Here is a 19973-nt window from a genome sequence, read left to right as displayed (position 1 = left end):
CTATCCCTTCTGGTAGATCGTCTTTCCGCGCAGAACCGTCCGAGTACAGCGAGGCAGCTCCACGCCTGGATCGAGCGCGGGCAAGCCGGGAACGCCGGAGCGCGGGTCGGTGGACCACCGCTGTACCCGGCTGTCGCTGCCCGCGACCACGAGATCTCCGGTCTCCCACACCGCATACGTGGCTGGAGCGCCGGGTTGGAGCGTGCCGGTCACGCCGTCGTCCACGCCCGCCGCGCGCCACCCGCCCCGAGTGTGCGCGGTGAACGCGGCCCGTGCTGACACGCCAAAACCCGGCGTCTTGTGATGAACAGCAGCCTGAACCGAACGCCACGGGTCGACCGGCGTGACCGGCGAGTCGGACCCGAACGCCAGCACGACGCCCGCGCGAGCCAGCATCGAGAACGGGTTCAGCGAGGTGCCCCGCTCCCCCAGGCGCTGCACGTACATCCCGTCCTGGCCACCCCACGCGGCGTCGAACTGCGGCTGCATCGAGGCGATCACGCCCCACGACGCGAGTCGTTCGGCCTGCTCGCCGGTCACCATTTCGACGTGTTCCAGCCGGTGGTGTGCCGCCGCGAGAGCTTCGCGGCCGACGCCTTCTTCCGCCTTGGCGAACCCTTCGACGACCTCGGCGACGGCCGCGTCCCCGATCACGTGGAATCCGGCCTGCAGCGACGACTTCGTGCACGCGATGAGGTGTTCAGCGATCTCGCCCGCGTCCAAGTAGCGCGCTCCGCTAGTTGGTGCGTCTGTGTACGGGTCGTGCAAAGCCGCTGTACGGGAGCCGATCGCGCCGTCCACGAACAAGTCACCGGCCAGGCCGTGCAGGCCCAGCTCACGAGCCAGGTCGAACGCGCCGATCTCGCCCCAGTAGCCCACGACGTCGGGCAGCGTCTCCGACCGCCCCAGCTCAAGCACTTCGGCGAGGTCGTCCTTGCCGGAGATGTCCGGACCAGCGCACTCATGCACGCTCGCGACGCCACGCGAGGCCGCGTGCTCCAGGAATGCCTGCTTGGCTGCGCGGCGCTGGTCGGCTGGCAACTGGCGAAGAGCTACGCGCCGGACGCGGTGATGAGCGTCGCGAGACAACGGCCCGTCCGGATCCCAACCGTCCGCTCCCCTGGCGTCCGGCGCGTGCTCCACCGTGGCCGTCGACACGAGCGCCGAGTGCACGTCGATACGCGACAAATACACCAAGCGCCCGCCCGTGGCCTCGTCTATCTCCGCGCGCGTCGGCGGCCTGCGCTCCGGCCACGCGGTCTCGTCCCACCCATGGCCCCAGAGCGTCTGCCCATCGGCCTTCCGCAGCAGGTCGAGCAGCTCGGCCAGCGACCGGCAACCGGTCAGGTCAAGGCCGGTGAGCAGCAGTCCCGATGCGGTGGAGTGCACGTGCGGGTCGACGAACGCTGGCGCCACGAAGGCCCCGTCCAGCTGGACGATCTCCGCGTCCGGGTACAGCGCTTTCGCCGGGCCGTCCTGGCCGAGCCACACCACGGTGCCGTCCTCGACCGCCATCGCGGTCGCGTCCGGTGCTCCCATCGCGTGGATCCGCCCGCCCAGCAACAACATCCTCATGCCCCGGAAGTCTGCCGTTCGCGGGCTTCGAACAACTGCCTGACCCCGGGTTCGGTGCGCAGCAGGTCCAGAGCGAAGGCGGCGTGACCAGGCACGTACCCGTTGCCGATGATCATCTCGACGTCCGCGGCCAGCCCTTCGGCACCGAGTGCGGCCGCGGCGAAGGACGTGGCCATCGAGAAGAACACGATGGTTCCGCCGTCGGCCGTGGCCAGAATCGCGCCGTGCTCGCATCCGGGCACGTCGACGCACACGATCGTGACGTCCACCTGGTCACCGACCCCCTCGGCGACGGCGACCGGGTCGCGGGCGTCCGCGATCACGACGGAGTCGGCCAAGCCGACCTCCCGTACCGACTTGGCCTCCCCCTCGCTGGGCACCAGCGCGATGAGCTTGCCGGCGCCCGCTCGGCGCGCTGCCGCGAGCGACAGCGAACCCGACTTCCCCCCTCCGCCCAGCACCAGCACTGAAGGTGCCGACCTGCGGCGGACCACGCGATCAGTTAACGCGGGCGCACCACACACATCCAACACGGAAAGCGCGAGGCGCTCGGGGATGTCGCCGGGCAGGACGGCGGCGATGGACCGGCCGAACAGGATCGCGGTCCCCTCGCACGGCACCTGTTCGCTCGTCCCGTCCCACTTGACCAGGTCATCCGTGATCAACAGCGGCGTCAGCGTCAGCGACACGAGCGTGGCGATCCGGTCACCGGGCTTGAGCCCCAGCGGCGACTGCGGGCCGACGGCGCGGACGGCGCCGAGCAGCATGCCACCCGATCCGGTAACGGGGTTATGCATCTTCCCGCGCGTCCGGACGATGTCCAGAACAGCGTTTCGGATCGCGTCGCCGTCTCCGTATTGCTCGCGGAGCTGACGGAAGGACGCGGCGTCGAGGTTGAGGCATTCGACGTCGACGACTACCTCGTCCGGCCCCGGTTCCGGGCTCGTGTCCAGCCTTTGAGCTTGCTGCGGAAGCACGCCCACGGGCTCGGCCACCCGGTGCAGACCGTACGAGGACATCCACACACCTCCGGAAGATTTACGTTGTACTGTCGTTCTGACAGTATATCTTTACGCAACGTTGACAGCGAGGAGGAGATATGACTGCGGCAACCACGGTGACGGCAGCTATCCAAGCCACCGATGAGCAGCCGTACTCCTACACGCGACGTGAGCTGGTCGAGCCCGATTGGCGGCGCTTCCCTGGCTGGCGCGACGTGACCGACGCCCAGTGGCGGGACGCCCAATGGCAGCGCGTGCACTGCCTGCGCAACATCAAGCAGCTGCGGGCGTTGCTCGGCGACCTGCTGGAGGAGCGCTTCTACGACGACCTCGCGGCCGACCAGGAGCACCTGGCCACGATGTCGATGTTGCTGCCGCCGCAGATGCTCAACACTATGGCGCCCGACGCGGGCGACGACCCGGTGAAGTTCACCGAGGCGTTCTACGCCGACCCGATCCGCCGGTACATGCTGCCGGTGCGCAGCGACCGCGATCCGCGCTGGCCGAACCACCCGTACTCGTCACGGGATTCCTTGCACGAAGCGGAAATGTGGGTCGTCGAAGGCCTGACTCACCGCTACCCCACCAAGGTCCTCGCCGAGTTGCTGTCGACCTGTCCGCAGTACTGCGGGCACTGCACGCGGATGGACCTGGTCGGCAACTCGACCGCGCAGGTGGACAAGCACAAGCTGACGCTCAAGCCGGTGGACCGCCAGGACGAGATGATCGCGTACCTGAAGAAGACCCCGGGTGTGCGTGACGTGGTGGTGTCGGGTGGCGACGTGGCGAACGTGCCGTGGCACCAGCTGGAATCGTTCCTGATGCGGCTGATGGACATCGACACCGTGCGCGATATCCGGCTGGCCACCAAGGCGTTGGCGGGGTTGCCGCAGCACTGGATCCAGCCCAAGGTCGTCGAAGGCCTTGAGCGTGTCGCCCGCACGGCGCACCGCCGCGGCGTGAACCTCGCCATCCACACGCACGTCAACCACGCTCAGTCGGTGACGCCGTTGGTGGCCGAGGCGGCCCGCACCGCGCTCGAGGTAGGTGTACGAGACGTCCGCAACCAGGGTGTGCTGATGCGTGGCGTGAACGCGACCCCGTCCGACCTGCTCGACCTTTGCTTTGCGCTGCAAGGGGAAGCGAACATCCTGCCGTACTACTTCTACATGTGCGACATGATCCCGAACGCCGAGCACTGGCGGGTCGCGGTGTGGGAGGCACAGGAACTGCAGCACGCGATCATGGGCTACCTGCCGGGTTACGCGACGCCGCGCATCGTGTGCGACGTGCCGTACGTCGGCAAGCGGTGGGTGCACCAGGTGCACGAATACGACCGTGAGCGCGGTATTTCATATTGGACGAAGAACTACCGGACCGGAATCGAACACCACGACCCGGACGCGTTGACCCGGAAGTACCCGTACTACGACCCGATCGGCACGTTGCCGGACGCCGGTCAGGAATGGTGGTCCCGGCAGGCCTGAACGGCTGCCTTGGGGTGACCAGCGGCCACCGATGATCAGCGGTGGCCGCTGCTTTCGCCCTGCACCATCGCGCTGTACGGCTGGAGCACCAGGTCGCGCTGGTACCACGTGCCTGGCTTTCCGCTGAGGTCGGCCGGGTCGGCTGGACCGACAGGGGTGAACCCGGCTTTCAGCAACACCTTCTGGGACGCGGCATTCTCGCTGGCGGCGGCCGCCCGCAGGATGCGCAGCCCGTGCTGGGCCGCCGCCAGCCGGCACAACTCCCGGACAGTCGCGGTCGCCACACCACGGCCGGCGACGTGCTGCGCGACCCGGTAGCCGAGTTGCGCGGTGTGGTCTTCGATGTCGATCAGATTGAACCTGCCGAGTACCGAGCCGTCGTCGGCGACGAGCACGTGGAAGGCGCAGATGCCGGCATCCTGCTCAGCCAGCAAGGCGTTGTACCGGTCGGTGAACTGGTCGAAGAAGTCGTCGCCGCGATCGGGGACCGAGGCAGCGAAGTAGGCGCGGTTCGCCAGTTCGAAGGCCAGGACCGCCGGGGCATGACCGGCATGCAGCCGCTTCAGCTCGGGCATTGCCAGACCTTACCCAGGCAGTACGCCGCGGCCACCTGGTTTTCCCCAGCGACAGACAGCCGGTTACCCGAACGCGTGGGCGTTGCGTTCGCACCACGCGCGGAAGGTGCCAGGGGCGGTGCCGGTGATGTTCTCGACATCGTCGGTGACGAACCCGGCTCGGCCTGCACGCAGCAGTTCGTTCAGGCGCTCGATGGGCTCAGGGGTGCCGAGTTCGCGCGGGGTGACGTCCTGGTGCTCGATCGACCTGCCGGTCACCTCGGCGATGATCTCGACTTGTTCCCGTGCGGTCAGCGCCTCGGGCCCGGTGAGGAAATACCCCTTCCCCGCGTGGCCGTCCTCGGTGAGTGTGGCGACCGCGACGCGGGCGATGTCCTCCGGGTCGATCACGCCGGTGCGGCCTTCGCCTGTCGCGTCAACGACTTTGCCCTTTCGGATGCCGTCAAGCCACCAGAGGCTGTTGGACGCGAACGTGTTGGGCCGCAGATAGGTCACGGCCAGGCCGGATTCGCGCAGGACCTCTTCGCGGGCGGCGAGGGCCGCCCCGATCGGGTTCGTCTCCAGCGGGAACAGCCGTGCGCCGACCGACGAGAGCAGAACGATCCTCGTCGTGGGCCTGGCGGCGCCGATCATCGTTTTGGTTTGTTCTGTGCCACTGCCGACCTGCATGAGAAAGATGGCATCGACGTCCCGCGCCGCCTTCGCCACGGCCTCAGCATCGTCGAGGTCGCCGACCACGCGTTCGATGCCCGCCGGGAGTTTCGCCGCACGTGAGGGGTCACGTACGAGTGCCCTCACGGTGTGGCCTTGGTCGTGCAGTTGCCGTGCCACGGGGCCGCCGACATTGCCTGTTGCTCCAGTTACGAGGAAATTCACGGTTCGATCGTCACCGTTGGCCAGCCCGGCACGGTGGCACAGTCTGTGCCACCCTTCGCGGCCGTCGAACGGCCACAATGGCCACATGGATCTGCCGGAACTGCTGCGTTCGTGGCGGGCACGCGTCCAACCAGCGGACGTCGGTCTGCCCTTCCGGCCGGGCTCACGCAAGACGCCGGGACTGCGCCGCGAAGAGGTCGCCTGGCTCACTGGCGTCTCAGCGGACTACGTCAAACGCCTCGAACAGGGCAGTGCACGCCCGAGCAGCAGCGTCCTGCGTTCGCTCGCCCGCACCCTGCGTCTGTCGGACACCGAGTACGAGCTGGCATGCCGCCTGGCCGGGCACGCCGCCGACCTCAACGGCGTGGTGCCGCAGCACATCGGCCCGGGTGTCCAGCGGATGCTCGACCGGCTCACGGACACTCCGGTGGCGGTGCACGACGCGGCCTGGACGTTGTTGGAGCACAACGATCTCTGGACCGCGTTGATGGGTGAGATGCGTGGCAGGCGCGGCAGGGAGGCGAACATCGTGTGGCGGTGTTTCCAAGGCGACACCGGGCGCGTGCGGCACCGCAACCTCGAGGAGCACAAGCAATCGCTCGTCGCTGACCTTCGCGATGTGGCGACGCGCTACCCAGCCGACCGCGAGCTGGCCGACATGATCAGCGCGCTGCGGACGTCCAACTCGGAATTCGCCCACCTGTGGGAGGAGTCCACGGTCGCGCACCACGCGACCGAGCGGAAGACCATCGTCCACCCCGAGGTCGGCGACGTCGAACTCGACTGCGATGTGCTGACAGTGCACGGCGCGGACCTGCGCATCATTGTCTTCACCGCGCCGCCTGGCAGCGAAGCGGCGGACAGGCTTCGGCTGTTGGCTGTCCTCGGCACGGAGACCACACTGGACAGGACCGGCCGCAGCGGGTCTAGGACAAGTACGCGGAACCCACCCTGATCAGACCACCTCTTCCACGAAATCGACCAGAACCTGGTACACCTTGTCCCGGTCGATCTCGTTCAGGATGTTGTGCAGGTCGTCGGGGAAGATCACCGCGCGACCGTTCGGCAACAGCCGGGCGGCTTCCTGTGCACCCACGGCCGGTGCCATGTCGTCTTTTTCGCCGTGCAGCAACAGAACCGGCACATCCAGCACCTGGGACTCGAGGACCGCCGACACTCGGGCCGCGGCGATTCCCAACGCCTGCAACGTTTCCAGCCGAATGCCGCCTTGCCACGTCAACGGGTCCTCGCGGATCTGCTGGGCGTAGGCCTCGTCGCGGGACATCTCGCCGGGGTCCTTGCGCAGGTCCATCGGGTCGATCCCGGACGCCAGCATCTCCACCAGCGCACTGTCCGCGCCGGGCACGTGCACGAGCGAAGACCCTGCCAGGACAAGAGCCCGAGGTGAGTGGTGAGTCGGCAGCAACCGCTCGGCCGTCAGCAGCGTGGCCACCGTCGCACCCAGGGAATGACCGGAGATCACCAACGGCAGCGAAGGATGCGCCTCCCGCGCCAGGCCCAGCAACGTCTCGGCGTCATCCAGCAGGTGGTCGATGGAGGAGACCAGCACACGCACGCCGTCGCTTTGGCCGTGACCTGCGTGATCATGGGCCCAGACGGCGATTCCGGCCGCGTTCAGCGCCGCGGCGAAGGACTCGTACAGGCCTGTGTGTTCCCCGAGACCGTGGTAGTGCACGAGCAGCACCCGCGGATCCGCCGGGTCCCAGTGCCGGTAGTGGATCTTGCCGGTGCTCCCGGTGAACTCAGGCATGCAAACCCCGATTCAGGTCCGTGATCAGATCGTCGACGCCTTCAAGGCCGATGGACAGCCGGACAAGACCGGGGGTGACCCCGCTGGCCAGTTGCTGGTCCGGGCTGAGCTGGGCGTGTGTTGTCGAGGCGGGGTGGATGACGAGGCTGCGCACGTCCCCGATGTTGGCGAGGTGGCTGAACAGCTCCACGCTGTCGACGAACTTCTTGCCCGCCACCACTCCCCCGGCCACCTCGAACGACACGACCGCGCCGACGCCCTTGGGCAGGTAGCGCTGTGCCGCGCCATACCACCGGCTATCGGGCAGGCCCGCGTAGTGCACCTGCGTGACGCTGGGGTGCGAGTCCAGAAAACCGGCGATCGCGGTGGCGTTGGCGACATGCCGTTCCATCCGCAACGACAAGGTCTCAATGCCTTGCAGCAGCAGGAAACTGTTGAACGGCGACACCGCGGGCCCGAGATCACGCACGAGTTTCGTGCGCAGCCGCAGCAGGAACGCCAGTTTGCCGAACTCCGGACCGAACACCAGGCCGTTGTAGCTGGGATCCGGTTGCGTCAGCGAAGGCCAGCGGTCCGGCTCCGCGGTGAAGTCGAACTGTCCACTGTCGATGATCACGCCACCGATACCCGTGCCGTGGCCGGACAGGAACTTCGTCGTCGAATGCACGACGATGTCCGCGCCGTGGTCGATCGGGCGCGTCAGGAACGGCGTCGGCACGGTGTTGTCCACGATCAGCGGAACGCCCGCCGAGTGCGCGACCGAAGCGACCGACGTGATGTCCAGGACGTTGCCCAGCGGGTTGCCGACGGTCTCAGCGTAGAAAGCCTTGGTATTGGGACGGATCGCGGCACGCCACGCGGAGACGTCATCCGGGTCTTCCACAAAGGTGACGTCGATTCCCATGTCCTGCAACGTGTACGCGAACAGGTTGTACGTTCCGCCGTACAGTGTCGCGGCGGACACGATGTGATCGCCTACGCGTGCCAGGTTGAGGATCGCCAACGCCGAAGCCGCCTGTCCACTCGCGACGGCCACGGCCGCGTAGCCGTTCTCCAGGTCCGCCAGGCGGGCTTCAACCACCGCCGTCGTCGGGTTGGACAGTCGGCTGTAGGCGTGGGTTTCCAAGTCCTGCAAGGCAAAGGCCGCTGCCGCGTGGTCGGCGTTGTCGAACACGAACGACGTCGTCTGGTACAGCGGCGTCGCTCGGGCACCGGTGGCCGGGTCAGGTTGCGCACCCGCGTGGATCTGGCGGGTTTCGAAGGACCAGCGCGTCATCCGATGACGTCCGCCCACCAGCGCTCGGCCACCTTCGGGTGCGACCGCAGCCAGCCGACCAGCGCGTTCGCCCCGAACTGGGCGTGCAGCGGGTTGTCCTTCTCGTCGCTGACGCCCCGCGCCTGCGCGGCGAGCGAGGGTGGGAGCTGGAGCGGTTCCACGATCGCGTCCAGCCGTGGGCCGAGGAAGAACGGGATGGAGAACCGTTCGACGCCAGCAGGCGGGCTGATCACCCGGTGCCGTGTCGCGAGGAGGTAGCCCTGGGTGGCGATCTCGAGCATCTCGCCGATGTTGAACACGAAGCTGCCCGGGATCGGGGTGGCGTCGATCCACGTGCCGTCCTGGGCCTGGACCTGCAGACCACCCACGGAGTCCTGCTGGAGCAACGCGAGGTAGCCGTAGTCCTTGTGCGCGCCGACGCCTTGCTCGGTGTCGTCGCGGCCGGGATAACGGACGATCTTGACGTGGGTGGAGGCCTCCTCGTCGAACCAAGCGTCGAAGTAGCCCTCGTCCTGGCCCAATGCCGCGGCCAGGGCACGCAGTACCTCGCGGCTCACGCGCAGGGCCTCGTCCTGCCAAGCCAGCACGGTCTCACGCAGTTCCGGCAGCTGAGACGGCCACTGGTTCGGGCCGATCAGCCGCTGCCAAGCCGGTCCGTCGGCAGGCACGACCGCCCGCTCGGGGCCGATGTCGATCTGTTCGCGCCAGTCCTGCTTGCCGCCGGTGAACTCGTAGCCCGTACGCGTGTAGCCGCGGAACTGGGGCGAGTTGATGTTCTCGATGGCCAGCCGCTGCTCCAGCGGCAGCGCGAAGAACTTCTTGGCGACTTCGTAGATGCCCGTGGTCAGCTCGGCCGGGACGCCGTGCCCGACGACGTAGAAAAAGCCGACCTCGTGGGCGGCGTGCCTCAACTCGCTGAGGAAAGCCGCCCGGTCGGCCGTGGGATCACGGAACCGGGACAAGTCGATCAAAGGCAGCGGAGCGTCCGTCACACCTTGCAGCCTATTGACCCTTCGCAACTCCAGTCCCATTCCGTGGACCTAATGTGGAGTCATGACGCGAGTACTGATCACCGGATCCGCTGACGGGCTCGGGCAGATGGTCGCCCGTGAGTTGATCGATCTCGGTCACGAGGTCACCTTGCACGCACGCAGCGAAAGCCGCGCCCAGGACGCGCTGCGAGGCGCGCCTGGCGCCGCGGGTGTCCTGGTCGGTGACCTGTCCAGCATCGCGGAGACCACGTCGATCGCCGAGCAGGCGAACGCGTCCGGGCGCTTCGACGTCGTCGTGCACAACGCCGCGATCGGCTACCAGGAGCGGCGGCGGATCGAGACGGTCGACGGCCTCGCGCACGTGTTCGCGACCAACTCGCTGGCTCCGTACCTGCTCACCGCCCTGATCGAGCGGCCGGATCGGTTGATCTACCTCAGCTCGGGGATGCATCTCGGCGGTGATCCGGACCTGACCGACCTGCAGTGGCAGCGGCGTCGCTGGAACGGCTCGCAGGCGTACTCCGACTCGAAGCTGCACGACGCCATCCTGGCGTTCGCGGTGGCCAGGCTCTGGCCCGACGTGCGGTCCAACGCCGTCGATCCGGGCTGGGTGGCCACCAAGATGGGTGGGCCCGGCGCGTCGAGGGACATGTCTCGCGCGCCGGAGACCCAAGTGTGGCTCGCGACCGCGGACAACCCCGGCAGCGGCGAGTACTACTACCACCGCAAACCACACCGGACCCACCCAGCCGTCTCGGATGTCCGCGTCCAGGACGGGTTCCTCAAAGCCTGCGCCGACCTGACCGGTGTGTCGCTTTAGTCGACGTGTGCCCACGCCTTCTTCAACGCCACCTTGCCGCCGGTCTGCAGCAATGAACCGCTGAACAACCTGCTGGCCAGCTGCACGGCCAGCACGACCGTCGCCATGAGGATGCCCAGTGAGACGAACGCTTCCCACGCCTGGGCGTCATCGGTGAACATCCGGATCGGCATGGCCACAGCCGCCGAGAACGGGATGTACGACATCACGGTCATCAATGGATCGTTGTCGTTGGCGAACACCACGGCCAAGTACGGTGCCATCACCAGCAACACGACCGGGCCTGTACTGGCGCCGAGGTCCTCCTGGCGACTGACCAGCGCGCCCGCGACCGCCCAGATCGCCGCGAGCAGGACGAATCCGACGACCAGGAACGGCACGAACCAGCCGAGTGCGGGCGCGATCATGCTGAGCAACGCGGTATGGCCGCCGATACTCAGCGCGATGGGCGCGGCGATCGCGATCAGCAGCACCTGACCGAGCGTCAGGATCGCGTGACCGATGATCTTTCCGGCGAGCATCGCCCGCACCGGGATCGTGGCCACCAGGATCTCCACGATCCGCGTCTGCTTCTCGGTCACCGTGCCTTGGGCAATGGAGACACCGCCCATGCCGAACATGAAGAAGAACAAGGCGAACAGCTGCGTCACGAGGATCCGCACATCCTGGCTGACCGCGGTCGGTTCAAGCAGCTGTACGGGCGGCGCGGTGGCCAGAGCCGCCACCACGGAGTTCGGCGGGTCGTCCAGGGCGAGCACCCGGGGCCCCGGCACGACCGCGGCTCTGACTTCCTCCGTGCGCACCAAATGCTCGGCCGCCGCCACGTCGGGCACTTCGCGGACGTCGAACACGGTGTTGGCCAGCATTTGCCGCGCTTCGGCGCCCACAGCCGCCACTTTGGTTGGCGATCCGCCGATCACAGTCGGCAGGATGGCCGCCGCGAACAGGCCGACCAGCAGGACCGCGACGCTGATCCAGAAGCCTTTGGTCCGCACATAGGTCTTGATCTCCCGTTCGGCGATGAGTTTGGTCGCCGGCCAGAACGCCGCCATCAGATCGCCTCCTTGAAGATCTCTTCCAACGACGGCACGACCGGGCTGAACCTGCGGACCGCGCCGCGGCTCAACGCCGACTCCAGCACCCGCTGGTCGGTCTGCCCGTTGTCCACTTCGAACACCGCGCGCGGACCGTCCACATCGACCACTCGGACACCGGGGTGGTCACGCAGCCATCCCGCGTCGGAGTCCACGACGAGCTCGAACCGGGTTGTGCCGTACTTGGCACGCAGTTCTTCACGGCCACCGCTCGCCTTGATCTTGCCGCCCGAGATGATCACGAGGTCGTCACACAGCCGTTCGACCACGGCCAGCTGGTGACTGGAGAACAGCACCGGAACCCCGCCGGATGCCCGCTCCCGCAACACCCGCAGCACGGTGTCGACCGCGATCGGGTCGAGCCCGGAGAACGGTTCGTCGAGGATCATCGCGGCCGGTTCGTGCACGAGCGCGGCCGCGATCTGGGCGCGTTGCTGGTTGCCCAGCGACAGCTGTTCGAGTGTGTCGTTGGCGCGTGCGGTCAGTTCGAGCTGCTCGAGCAGATCCGCGGTGTTGGCTTTCGCCTTGGCCGACGACAGGCCATGCAGCTGGCCGAGCCACGCGATCTGTTCGGCCACCTTCATCTTCGGGTACAGGCCGCGTTCTTCGGGCATGTACCCGAACGTCTGCCGCACCTGCTGCGTGATCGGCCCGTCCTGCCACGTCACCGTTCCGCCCTGCGGGGCGAGGACGCCGAGAATGATCCGCATCGTCGTCGTTTTGCCGGCTCCGTTGGCACCGAGGAAACCTGTCATCCGCCCTGGCCGGACGTCGAACGAGATCTCATCGAGGACCCGGTGCTCGCCGAAACTCCGGCTGACCCCAGTCACCTTCAACATGCGGGCAGCCTAGTAATCCGGCGTGCTTCACGGCGTCCGGCGCGAGCCCGATTCGTCCATCCTCCGCGCGGACGACTTACCGGCTAGGACCGTCCCGGAGCGACGATCCCGTTCTCGTACGCGTACACGACCGCATGCGTACGGTCACGAAGTCCCAGTTTGGTCAGGATCCGGGACACGTGTGTCTTCACGGTCGTCTCGCCGAGGAACAACTCGCTGGCGATCTCGGCGTTGCTCACCCCGCGTGCCAACTGGATCAGCACCTCGCACTCCCGCTCGGTGAGCTCCGGCGGGCGGTGCAACGGTTTCTCCGGCTCGTTCCCGCTGAACCGGGCGATCACCCGCCGGGTGACCTCCGGGGACAGCAGAGCGTCGCCGCGTGCCACGATCCGCACCGAGTCGACCAGGTCCTCGGGGGAGGCGTTCTTCAGCAGGAATCCGCTCGCGCCCGCGCGCAACGCCTCGAACAGGTAGTCCTCGCGGTCGAACGTGGTCAGGATGACGACTTTGGCGACGTCCACGACCCGCCGGGTGGCCTCCAGCCCGTCGATCCCGGGCATCTGCACGTCCATCAGCACCACGTCCGGGCGCAGCCGGTTGACCATCTCGACCGCGTCAAGGCCGTTGCCTGCCTCCCCGACGACCTCGATGTCGTCCTCGGCGCCCAGAATCACCCGGAACCCGACCCGCACCAGGTCGTGGTCGTCGGCCAGCACCACCCGCAGCGTCACACACCCCTCCTCAGTGGACAGACGTCGGCAGGCTGACCCGGACGCGGAACCCGCCGTCCCGGCGTGGCCCGGCGTCCAGCTCGCCGCCGTGCACCGCGACCCGTTCACGCATCCCCAGCAGACCGAAGCCGTTTGATCCTTTCACGTCGCCCCGGCCGTCGTCAGTGACCTCGACTTCCAACGCTGTTTCCAAATACCGCACCCGGACGTCGGCCCGGCGCGCACCCGCGTGTTTCACCACATTGGTCAACGCCTCCTGGACAACGCGGTACGCCGACAAAGCCACGCCTTGCGGCACCGGGCGGGGCTCGCCGTAGACGCCGTGCTCGACTTCGAGACCGGCGTTTCTGGCCGCGGAGACCAGTTCCGGCAACTGGTCCAACCCTGGGGAGGACTTCGTGTCGGAGACGTCCGTGTCCTCCGCCCGCAGCACGCCGAGCAGGCCGCGCAGCTCTTTGATGGCACTGCGGGCGGTCTGCTCGACTGTGCGCAGAGCTTCGCTGGCGACTTCGGGATCTTTCTCCAGGACCCGCCGTGCCGCGCCCGCCTGCACGCCCATCACCGAGACGTGATGTGCGACTACGTCATGCAGGTCGCGGGCGATCCGGATCCGCTCGGCCACGATCGCGCCACGTGTGTTCTGCTCCTGCGACAACCGAAGTTCCTCCGCGCGCCAGATCAGCTCTGCCTGACGCCGGGCGGACAACCACGCCATGTTGCCGAAGAAATAGGCCCCGACGAAGAACAACAGGTTGTAGACGATGCCGTAGATGACGCTCGCCAGCATCGGATCCAGCGGTCCGACCGCTCGGCGGAACGCCGTGGCCGGGTCGGCGGTCGTGGTCAGCATGCTGTAGCCGAGCCAGACGAACATCGCCACGATCACGGCGATCCGCGCCCACCGCGCCCAGGCCCGGTTCCGTTCCCAGGCTCCGACCGTGTACGTCGCGAGGAACAGCGCGATCGACGGCATGAGGTTGTCGCCCATCTGCCTGGCCTGGCCCGCGATGAACAACGCGCTGAGCACGGTCAGCACGGCGAGCGGAAACCGCCTCCGTACCGCCAACGGCAAGGACAGCACGACAGCCCACACAAGTTGCTCCCACAACGATGGCGCCGAGCCGAAGACGAACGCTCCCATGCTGTTGATCAGCACCAACGAGACGAGCGCGCCAACGAGTACCAGCAACGCGATCCACACGTCCTGCCGCTGCTCAGCGGGTGTGGGCAGGGGCCGTCGCCAGGTACTCCACATGGGGTCGTCGGCTGCGCTCATGCGGGTCAAGTTAGCTCACCGAGTAGCGGCGCCGCCCCGGAGTCATTCCGGTTGGCTATGACCTATGGCCGAAGTGCCTGCTACCGCGCCCGCGCGTGCGCGTGGACCCTGTGGGCTATGTGGGTTGCGTTGGCGGGTGCGGTGGTGGCGCTGGTGGTGAACCACTTCATCCCGGTGCTCAGTGCGTTGACTGTGGCTGTCCTGATTGGAGTGCTGGTACCGGTCCGGATGGACCTGCAGCAGGTGACGCGCCGGTTCCTGCGCACCGGCGTCGTCCTGCTCGGCCTGCAGCTGAGCCTCGCCGAGGTGACCAGGCTGGGCTTCGGGACCGTGCTCGCCGTGGTGATCACGGTGTCTGCCGGGTTTTTCGGCACGCTCGCGCTGGCGAGGTGGATCGGGGTGTCGCGTGGGCTGGGGCTGATGGTCGCGACCGGGTTCTCGATCTGCGGTGCCTCGGCGATCGTGGCGATGGACAGCGTGGCGCGCAGCGACAAAGAAGACGTCGCCGCGAGCGTCACGCTGGTGACCCTGTACGGCACCGCGGCGATCGCCTTGGTGCCGCTGATCGGCAGCGGCATGGGCAGCGAATTCCTCGGCAAATGGGCTGGTTTGAGCGTGCACGAGGTCGCTCAGGTGGTCGCGGCCGCGTCACCTGCCGGGGCCGCGGCGGTCGGTATCGCGGTGATCGTGAAGCTCACGCGAGTGGTGCTGCTCGCTCCGATCGTCGCGGGTGTGGGGTTCTTTCAGCGGCAGGACGGGCCCAGGCCGCCGATCATGCCGCTGTTCGTGGCGGGCTTCCTGGTCATGGTTTTGGTGCGCAGCACGGGAATCGTGCCCGTCGCCGTCCTCGATGGCGCGAAGCTGACCACGACTGTCCTGCTCGCGGCCGCCATGTTCGGGTTGGGCACGACGGTCCGGATCGGGAAAGTGCTGCGGGCCGGGCGAAAGGGCCTCGTCCTTGGCGCGTTGTCCACGGTGCTGGTCGGCGGGGTCGCGTTCGGTTCGCTCATGCTGATCGAGCCTGCTCCCACAGCGCCGCCGCCGCAGGCGACAGCCGTCGCTCGTTGAGGCACGCCAGGCCGACGCGTCGGGAGAACCGTGGCGTGATCCGTCGATAGACGACGCCTTCGTGCTGATCCGGCAGGGCCAGCGACGCCACGATCGTCACTCCGTGCCCGAGGGCCACGAACTCCAGGATCGAGATGATCTGCTGGAGCTCGTGCGTCACCCGAGGCTGGATGCCCGCCCTGGCGAACATCCGGTTCACCAGTTCCTGCGAGCCCGCGTAGGTCATGATCAGCGGATGGCGGGCTAGCTCGGTGAGCGCGACCGGGTCGCTGCCGGCGAGCTCATGCCCGGCCGGAATCACCGCGACCATGTCGTCCACGCCCAGCAGCAGGGTGTCGAACTGCGGCTTCGGCAACGTGACCACGCCGATCTCCACCCGCCGCTCGATCAGGTCCTGCTCGATCTCCAAGTCGGTCTTCTCGCTGACGTTCACCTCGATCCCGGGATACCGCTGCCGGAACGCCGCCAGCAACGGCGGCAGCAACGTCAGCGACGAGCTGGTGCCGAACGACCCGATCCGCAGCCTGCCGGTCTTCAGCTCGGCGCTCGCGCTGGCGGTGGCCTGGATCAGCCGCAGCCCGGCGAACACGTCCCGGACGTGCGGCAGGATCTCGCGGCCTGCGTAGGTCAGCTCGACGCTGGACGCGTTGCGGTCGACGACTGTCGTGCCGAGCGTGCGCTCCAGCGCCCGCAGTGCGTGGCTGGTGGCTGACGGTGTCATGCCCAGTTTGGCGCCCGCGCTGGCGATTCCGTCCGAGTTGACCAGCGCCAGGAACAGTTCGAGCTGTTTGAGGGTGGGGTAGTCCATGTTGAACTCAGTTTCAATTGTCGATGAATGAGTTGAATCATAGGGTTGTGCCATGACCACTGTCGCCGATCTGATCGGACGACGGCTGTACGAAGCCGGTTGCCGCCACTCGTTCGGGATCCCTGGCGGTGAGGTGCTCGCGATCATGCGCGGCATCGACGCGGCAGGCGTGAAGTTCACGCTGGTCAAGCACGAGAACTCGGGCGGCTTCATGGCCGAGGGCGCGTTCCACCGCACCGGCGCGCCCGGCGTGCTCATCGCGACGCTCGGTCCTGGCGTGGCCAATGCGACCAATGTGGTCGCCAACGCGTTGCAAGACCGTGTGCCGCTGCTGTTCATCACCGGATGTGTCGATGAGGCGGACGCGGCCACCTACACCCATCAGGTGTTCGACCACTCGGCGTTGATGAAGCCGATCACCAAGGCGACCCTGCGGATGACGCCCGAGGCCGCCGAAGCGTTGATCGACAAGGCGATCGCCATCGCGACCGCGGATCCACCCGGCCCGGTGCACATCGACGTACCGATCTCGGTGGCCACGCAGGCGCCCGCGAAGATGCGCACCCGGACGACCGCGGTCGAGCCCAGCGTGCCCGCCGACCTGTCCCAGGCGCGCCGCTGGCTGGCGCGGGCCAAGCGGCCGGTGCTGATCGCGGGCGTGGAAGCCATGCACCACAACGCTTCCGAAGAGCTGACCCGCCTTGTCGACATGGGCATCCCGTTGATCACGACGTACAAGGCGAAAGGCATCGTGGACGAACGGCACGCCTTCGCCCTCGGCGCCGCTGGCCTGTCGCCCCGAGCCGACGAGGTGCTACAGCCACTCGTGCGCGACGCCGACCTGATCCTGCTCGCCGGGTACGACCCGATCGAGATGCGCGTGGGCTGGCGTGACGTCTGGGACGAACACAACCGCGTCGTGGAGATCTCCGCGACGCGGGCCACGCACTACATGCACCAGGCGTCGCAGAGCTTCGTCGGTGACATCCGCCTCGGCCTGCAGGGGCTGACCACAGCACGTCCGGAGTGGACGGCCGAGGAAATCTCCTTTGTCCGCCGCCAGCTCGCGTCGATCTACCGGCTGGATGAGGTGTGGGGGCCAGCGGCAGTGGTCGACGTCGCGCGCCGGATCCTGCCGCTGGACACGATCGCGTCCGTCGACAGTGGAGCGCACCGGATTCTGCTGAGCCAGACGTGGATGTGCTACGAGCCCCAGTCGCTGATGCAGTCCAGCGGCCTGTGCACGATGGGGTGCTCGTTGCCGCTGGGGATCGGCGCGAAACTGGCCGATCCCGCACGGCCCGTCGCGGTGTTCACCGGCGACGCCTGCCTGGAGATGACGCTGGGCGAACTGGCGACGGCCCGTGACGCGAAGACCCCGGTCATCGTGTTCGTCTTCGCTGACGAGTCGCTGTCGCTGATCGAGACCAAACAACGCGCAGCCGGCCTGCCCAACCTCGGCGTGGACTTCTCCGGCACCGATTTCGCCAGTGTCGGGCTGGCCATGGGCGGGCTGGGGTTCGAGGTGCACTCCCGTGAGGAACTCACCTCGGCCATCAAACACTCGCTGGCCGCGCCGGTGTTCAGCGTCATCTCCTGCCACCTGCCCCGCCAGGCCTACGACGGCAGGCTCTAGGCCAGCCTCCGCCGGGAGGCCCACGCACCGGCACCGAGCACGATCGTGCTCAGCACGAGAACCAGCCCGAGCTCGGTGAACTGGAACCGCCAGAACTGTCCTGGCAGGTGTGCCTTCGAGTACGAGGCGACGAAGTTCATCCGGTCGAAACAGGCTTTGACGTCCGGTTCAGCAGCGCAATGCGTCGTCGACAGGAGGGGGATCTGTTTGCCGGTCGCGTCCACGAAGCCGAAATCGACCTGCCAGGACCGTCCGGGTTCCGCCTGGCTGGCGACCTGGTTCACCGGCGCCTCGAAGTACGACGGTTCGGCGTAGTTCTCCCGCACCGACTGGCCCAAAGTCAACAGCACGGCGCCGTACATGATCAACGTGACCACCATCGCGGCCAAAGTGTTGCGCAGCACCAGACCCGCTGTCGCACCGACCGCGAACGCCAGGATGGCGTACCCGCCGACGACCACTCCCTGGGCTTCGAACTGCCCGGTTTCCAGCCGGGTCTGCATCGACGACTTCATGGGTTCGAATGCCCATGCCGCGACCACGCCGAGCACGAACATCGCCGCTGCGAGCGAGCCACATGCCATGACCGCCTTGGTGATCAGCCATCGCGTGCGGCTGACCGACTGGGTCAGCGCGAAGACGTGCGTGCCCTGCTCGATCTCCCTGGCGAACAGCGGCGCACCGAAGAACATCCCGAGCAGCGCGGGCAACGCCATCAGCAGCAACACGAAGTACTGCAGGAAGATGTTGTACCTGTCGCTGACAAGGGCCACGTCCGGCAACAAGGCCGCCGCTTGCGACCGCACGTACACGAGCACCGCCGAGATCACCGCGACGATGCCGAACACAGCGAGGATCTGCAGGCGCTGCTGCCGCCAGGTCACCCAGATCACGCGGCCTCCTTCGCCGAACGCAGGTACGCCAACGTGAGTTCTTCCAACGTCGGCTGGTGCGGTTCCCACCCCGCGTCGGCTGTCCTTGTCCTGGCGAGCAATGTCGCCTGCCGCTCGGTCGTCCTGCTGTCGACAATGGACACGTTCGGCGTCGCGAGCTCGCGTGCACCGATCAGCACCCGGTGCTCGGCCAGGAGGTCGTCGACGTCGCCGTCCAGCCGGACTCTCCCGCCTGCCAGGAGAATCAGGTGATCACAGACGCCTTCGAGGTCGGCGAGCACGTGCGAGGACAGCAACACCGTCATCCCGGTGTCCACCACCTCGCCGAGCAGCGCCTGCATGACTTCGGTGCGCGCCAACGGATCCAGGTCGGCCAGCGGTTCGTCCAGCAGGATCAGGCTGGGCCTGCGACCCAACGCGATCGCCAGCGCGACCCGGGTCCGCTGCCCGCCGGACAACGTGCGGATCTTCGCCTCCAGCGGCACGTCGGCCTCGCGGACCAGTCTGGTCGCATACTCGTTGTCCCACTTGGCGTTCATCGACGCGCCTGCCCGTAACATCTCCGCGACGGTGAAGCCCGTGTACAGCGGCTTGTCCTGGCTCAGGAACGCCACGGTGTCGCGAGTACGGACGTGACCGGTGGTGGGCTCGATCAACCCGACCGCCAGCCGCATCAGTGTGCTCTTGCCCGCACCGTTCGGGCCGACCAGTGCCGCGATCCGGCCTTCGGGCAGGTCGAACGTGCATTCGCGCAGCGCCCAGCCCCGGCGGTAGCGCTTCCCCAAGTCGACCGCCTCAAGTTCGGTAGTCACATATCCCCTTGGTAGTTCTCGTCGAGCGTGGCCTTGACCAGCGCTTCTACGTCCTCACGCGCCAAACCTGTCTGTTTGGCGCGGGCCACCCAGTCCCCGAGTTCGTCGCGCAACGGCCCGTCGGCAGCGGTCTGCGGCATCGCCAGTGACCGGGACACGAACGTGCCCATCCCCCGCCTGCCCTCGACCAGGCCTTCGCGTTCGAGCTCGCGGTACGCCTTGAGCACGGTGTTCGGGTTGATCGCGGTCGCGGCCACCACCTCCTTGGCGGTGGGCAACCGGTCACCTGGCCGCAGGAGGCCGAGCCGCAGCGCGTGCTTGGCCTGGTCAACGATCTGCTGGTAGGTGGCCGTGCCGGAGCGGCGGTCGATCCGGAACTCGATCACCAAACACCCTTTCACTAATTAACTAGTGAAAGCATGCCACGCCGGTCCGCCGGGGTC

At 67.4% G+C, this 19973-nt stretch carries 20 protein-coding genes; 5 read left to right on the top strand and 15 right to left on the bottom strand.

The features are described 5' to 3' along the window. Complete coding sequence (locus tag B9C43_RS07370) at positions 1-1575, bottom strand: amidohydrolase (RefSeq protein WP_084425207.1); 1575 nt, start codon at positions 1573-1575, stop codon at positions 1-3. Then, complete coding sequence (kdd, locus tag B9C43_RS07365; RefSeq protein ID WP_084425206.1) at positions 1572-2594, bottom strand: L-erythro-3,5-diaminohexanoate dehydrogenase; 1023 nt, start codon at positions 2592-2594, stop codon at positions 1572-1574. The genes B9C43_RS07370 and kdd overlap by 4 nt, the downstream gene beginning before the upstream one ends. A gap of 80 nt (positions 2595-2674) precedes the next feature. Here kdd and B9C43_RS07360 point away from each other — a divergent pair, with 80 nt between their 5' ends. After that, positions 2675-4063 carry a KamA family radical SAM protein gene (locus B9C43_RS07360; RefSeq protein WP_143446170.1) on the top strand — a complete coding sequence of 463 codons (1389 nt, stop codon included), beginning with the start codon at positions 2675-2677 and terminating at the stop codon, positions 4061-4063. Positions 4064-4098: 35 nt separating this feature from the next. Here B9C43_RS07360 and B9C43_RS07355 read toward each other — a convergent pair whose 3' ends face one another. Both B9C43_RS07355 and B9C43_RS07350 read right to left on the bottom strand, forming a co-directional pair. Then, positions 4099-4638, bottom strand: a complete 540-nt coding sequence (locus B9C43_RS07355) for a GNAT family N-acetyltransferase (protein WP_084425205.1) — start codon at positions 4636-4638, stop codon at positions 4099-4101. Positions 4639-4701: 63 nt separating this feature from the next. After that, positions 4702-5514, bottom strand: a complete 813-nt coding sequence (locus tag B9C43_RS07350) for an NAD(P)H-binding protein (RefSeq protein WP_200825444.1) — start codon at positions 5512-5514, stop codon at positions 4702-4704. An 85-nt stretch (positions 5515-5599) separates the two neighbouring features. Between B9C43_RS07350 and B9C43_RS07345 the strand changes: the two genes are divergently transcribed. Beyond that, positions 5600-6469, top strand: coding sequence for an MmyB family transcriptional regulator (locus B9C43_RS07345; RefSeq protein WP_084425203.1), 870 nt, complete (start codon positions 5600-5602; stop codon positions 6467-6469). Here B9C43_RS07345 and B9C43_RS07340 read toward each other — a convergent pair whose 3' ends face one another. From B9C43_RS07340 to B9C43_RS07330, 3 genes are read right to left on the bottom strand one after another with little or no spacing between them, the layout of a single operon-like run. Next, positions 6470-7285, bottom strand: coding sequence for an alpha/beta fold hydrolase (locus B9C43_RS07340; RefSeq protein ID WP_084425202.1), 816 nt, complete (start codon positions 7283-7285; stop codon positions 6470-6472). Next, the gene (locus tag B9C43_RS07335; protein ID WP_084425201.1) at positions 7278-8561 is read right to left on the bottom strand and encodes a bifunctional o-acetylhomoserine/o-acetylserine sulfhydrylase; all 1284 of its coding nucleotides are present in this window, start codon (positions 8559-8561) and stop codon (positions 7278-7280) included. Before B9C43_RS07335 ends, B9C43_RS07340 begins: the two co-directional genes overlap by 8 nt. Then, the gene (locus tag B9C43_RS07330) at positions 8558-9553 is read right to left on the bottom strand and encodes an isopenicillin N synthase family dioxygenase (protein WP_033391924.1); all 996 of its coding nucleotides are present in this window, start codon (positions 9551-9553) and stop codon (positions 8558-8560) included. Before B9C43_RS07330 ends, B9C43_RS07335 begins: the two co-directional genes overlap by 4 nt. 61 nt (positions 9554-9614) lie before the next feature. Between B9C43_RS07330 and B9C43_RS07325 the strand changes: the two genes are divergently transcribed. Then, positions 9615-10373, top strand: coding sequence for an SDR family NAD(P)-dependent oxidoreductase (locus B9C43_RS07325; protein ID WP_084425199.1), 759 nt, complete (start codon positions 9615-9617; stop codon positions 10371-10373). Here B9C43_RS07325 and B9C43_RS07320 read toward each other — a convergent pair. The 4 genes from B9C43_RS07320 to B9C43_RS07305 all read right to left on the bottom strand — a co-directional run bounded on the left by B9C43_RS07320 (position 10370) and on the right by B9C43_RS07305 (position 14313). Next, positions 10370-11425 carry an ABC transporter permease gene (locus tag B9C43_RS07320; protein WP_084425198.1) on the bottom strand — a complete coding sequence of 352 codons (1056 nt, stop codon included), beginning with the start codon at positions 11423-11425 and terminating at the stop codon, positions 10370-10372. The genes B9C43_RS07325 and B9C43_RS07320 overlap by 4 nt on opposite strands. Beyond that, complete coding sequence (locus tag B9C43_RS07315) at positions 11425-12306, bottom strand: ABC transporter ATP-binding protein (protein WP_033391921.1); 882 nt, start codon at positions 12304-12306, stop codon at positions 11425-11427. Before B9C43_RS07315 ends, B9C43_RS07320 begins: the two co-directional genes overlap by 1 nt. Positions 12307-12389: 83 nt before the next feature. After that, complete coding sequence (locus B9C43_RS07310; RefSeq protein ID WP_235038475.1) at positions 12390-13037, bottom strand: response regulator; 648 nt, start codon at positions 13035-13037, stop codon at positions 12390-12392. Positions 13038-13047: 10 nt separating this feature from the next. Next, positions 13048-14313 (bottom strand): sensor histidine kinase, encoded by a 1266-nt coding sequence (locus tag B9C43_RS07305; protein ID WP_143446169.1) that lies wholly within the window; start codon positions 14311-14313, stop codon positions 13048-13050. A 117-nt stretch (positions 14314-14430) separates the two neighbouring features. On the opposite strand from B9C43_RS07305, the gene B9C43_RS07300 reads away from it, so the two are divergent. Next, positions 14431-15381, top strand: coding sequence for a YeiH family protein (locus B9C43_RS07300; RefSeq protein ID WP_235038474.1), 951 nt, complete (start codon positions 14431-14433; stop codon positions 15379-15381). Here the strand turns inward: B9C43_RS07300 and B9C43_RS07295 are convergent. Then, positions 15320-16189: a LysR family transcriptional regulator gene (locus B9C43_RS07295; RefSeq protein ID WP_084425196.1), complete on the bottom strand. Its 870-nt coding sequence runs from the start codon at positions 16187-16189 to the stop codon at positions 15320-15322. The genes B9C43_RS07300 and B9C43_RS07295 overlap by 62 nt on opposite strands. Before the next feature lie 52 nt (positions 16190-16241). Between B9C43_RS07295 and B9C43_RS07290 the strand changes: the two genes are divergently transcribed. Next, positions 16242-17825 (top strand): thiamine pyrophosphate-binding protein, encoded by a 1584-nt coding sequence (locus B9C43_RS07290; RefSeq protein WP_084425195.1) that lies wholly within the window; start codon positions 16242-16244, stop codon positions 17823-17825. Here the strand turns inward: B9C43_RS07290 and B9C43_RS07285 are convergent. From B9C43_RS07285 to B9C43_RS07275, 3 genes are read right to left on the bottom strand one after another with little or no spacing between them, the layout of a single operon-like run. Further along, positions 17822-18718: an ABC transporter permease subunit gene (locus B9C43_RS07285; protein ID WP_084425194.1), complete on the bottom strand. Its 897-nt coding sequence runs from the start codon at positions 18716-18718 to the stop codon at positions 17822-17824. The two genes, B9C43_RS07290 and B9C43_RS07285, sit on opposite strands and share 4 nt — an antisense overlap. Then, positions 18715-19530 carry an ABC transporter ATP-binding protein gene (locus tag B9C43_RS07280; RefSeq protein ID WP_033391913.1) on the bottom strand — a complete coding sequence of 272 codons (816 nt, stop codon included), beginning with the start codon at positions 19528-19530 and terminating at the stop codon, positions 18715-18717. Before B9C43_RS07280 ends, B9C43_RS07285 begins: the two co-directional genes overlap by 4 nt. Then, positions 19527-19916 carry a GntR family transcriptional regulator gene (locus tag B9C43_RS07275; RefSeq protein WP_033391912.1) on the bottom strand — a complete coding sequence of 130 codons (390 nt, stop codon included), beginning with the start codon at positions 19914-19916 and terminating at the stop codon, positions 19527-19529. The genes B9C43_RS07280 and B9C43_RS07275 overlap by 4 nt, the downstream gene beginning before the upstream one ends. Positions 19917-19973: the final 57 nt, after the last annotated feature.

The organism is Kibdelosporangium aridum (assembly GCF_900176515.1).
Lineage (GTDB): Bacteria > Actinomycetota > Actinomycetes > Mycobacteriales > Pseudonocardiaceae > Kibdelosporangium > Kibdelosporangium aridum.
This window is presented reverse-complemented; position numbering and strand designations above follow the sequence as displayed.

Excerpts from the sequence above, each read along its gene's own strand:
- B9C43_RS07370 (WP_084425207.1), bottom strand. The coding sequence starts at position 1,575 with ATGAGGATGTTGTTGCTGGGCGGGCGGATCCACGCGATGGGAGCACCG.
- kdd (WP_084425206.1), bottom strand. The coding sequence starts at position 2,594 with ATGTCCTCGTACGGTCTGCACCGGGTGGCCGAGCCCGTGGGCGTGCTT.
- B9C43_RS07360 (WP_143446170.1), top strand. The coding sequence starts at position 2,675 with ATGACTGCGGCAACCACGGTGACGGCAGCTATCCAAGCCACCGATGAG.
- B9C43_RS07355 (WP_084425205.1), bottom strand. The coding sequence starts at position 4,638 with ATGCCCGAGCTGAAGCGGCTGCATGCCGGTCATGCCCCGGCGGTCCTG.
- B9C43_RS07345 (WP_084425203.1), top strand. The coding sequence starts at position 5,600 with ATGGATCTGCCGGAACTGCTGCGTTCGTGGCGGGCACGCGTCCAACCA.
- B9C43_RS07340 (WP_084425202.1), bottom strand. The coding sequence starts at position 7,285 with ATGCCTGAGTTCACCGGGAGCACCGGCAAGATCCACTACCGGCACTGG.
- B9C43_RS07335 (WP_084425201.1), bottom strand. The coding sequence starts at position 8,561 with ATGACGCGCTGGTCCTTCGAAACCCGCCAGATCCACGCGGGTGCGCAA.
- B9C43_RS07325 (WP_084425199.1), top strand. The coding sequence starts at position 9,615 with ATGACGCGAGTACTGATCACCGGATCCGCTGACGGGCTCGGGCAGATG.
- B9C43_RS07320 (WP_084425198.1), bottom strand. The coding sequence starts at position 11,425 with ATGGCGGCGTTCTGGCCGGCGACCAAACTCATCGCCGAACGGGAGATC.
- B9C43_RS07315 (WP_033391921.1), bottom strand. The coding sequence starts at position 12,306 with ATGTTGAAGGTGACTGGGGTCAGCCGGAGTTTCGGCGAGCACCGGGTC.
- B9C43_RS07305 (WP_143446169.1), bottom strand. The coding sequence starts at position 14,313 with ATGAGCGCAGCCGACGACCCCATGTGGAGTACCTGGCGACGGCCCCTG.
- B9C43_RS07300 (WP_235038474.1), top strand. The coding sequence starts at position 14,431 with ATGTGGGTTGCGTTGGCGGGTGCGGTGGTGGCGCTGGTGGTGAACCAC.
- B9C43_RS07295 (WP_084425196.1), bottom strand. The coding sequence starts at position 16,189 with ATGGACTACCCCACCCTCAAACAGCTCGAACTGTTCCTGGCGCTGGTC.
- B9C43_RS07290 (WP_084425195.1), top strand. The coding sequence starts at position 16,242 with ATGACCACTGTCGCCGATCTGATCGGACGACGGCTGTACGAAGCCGGT.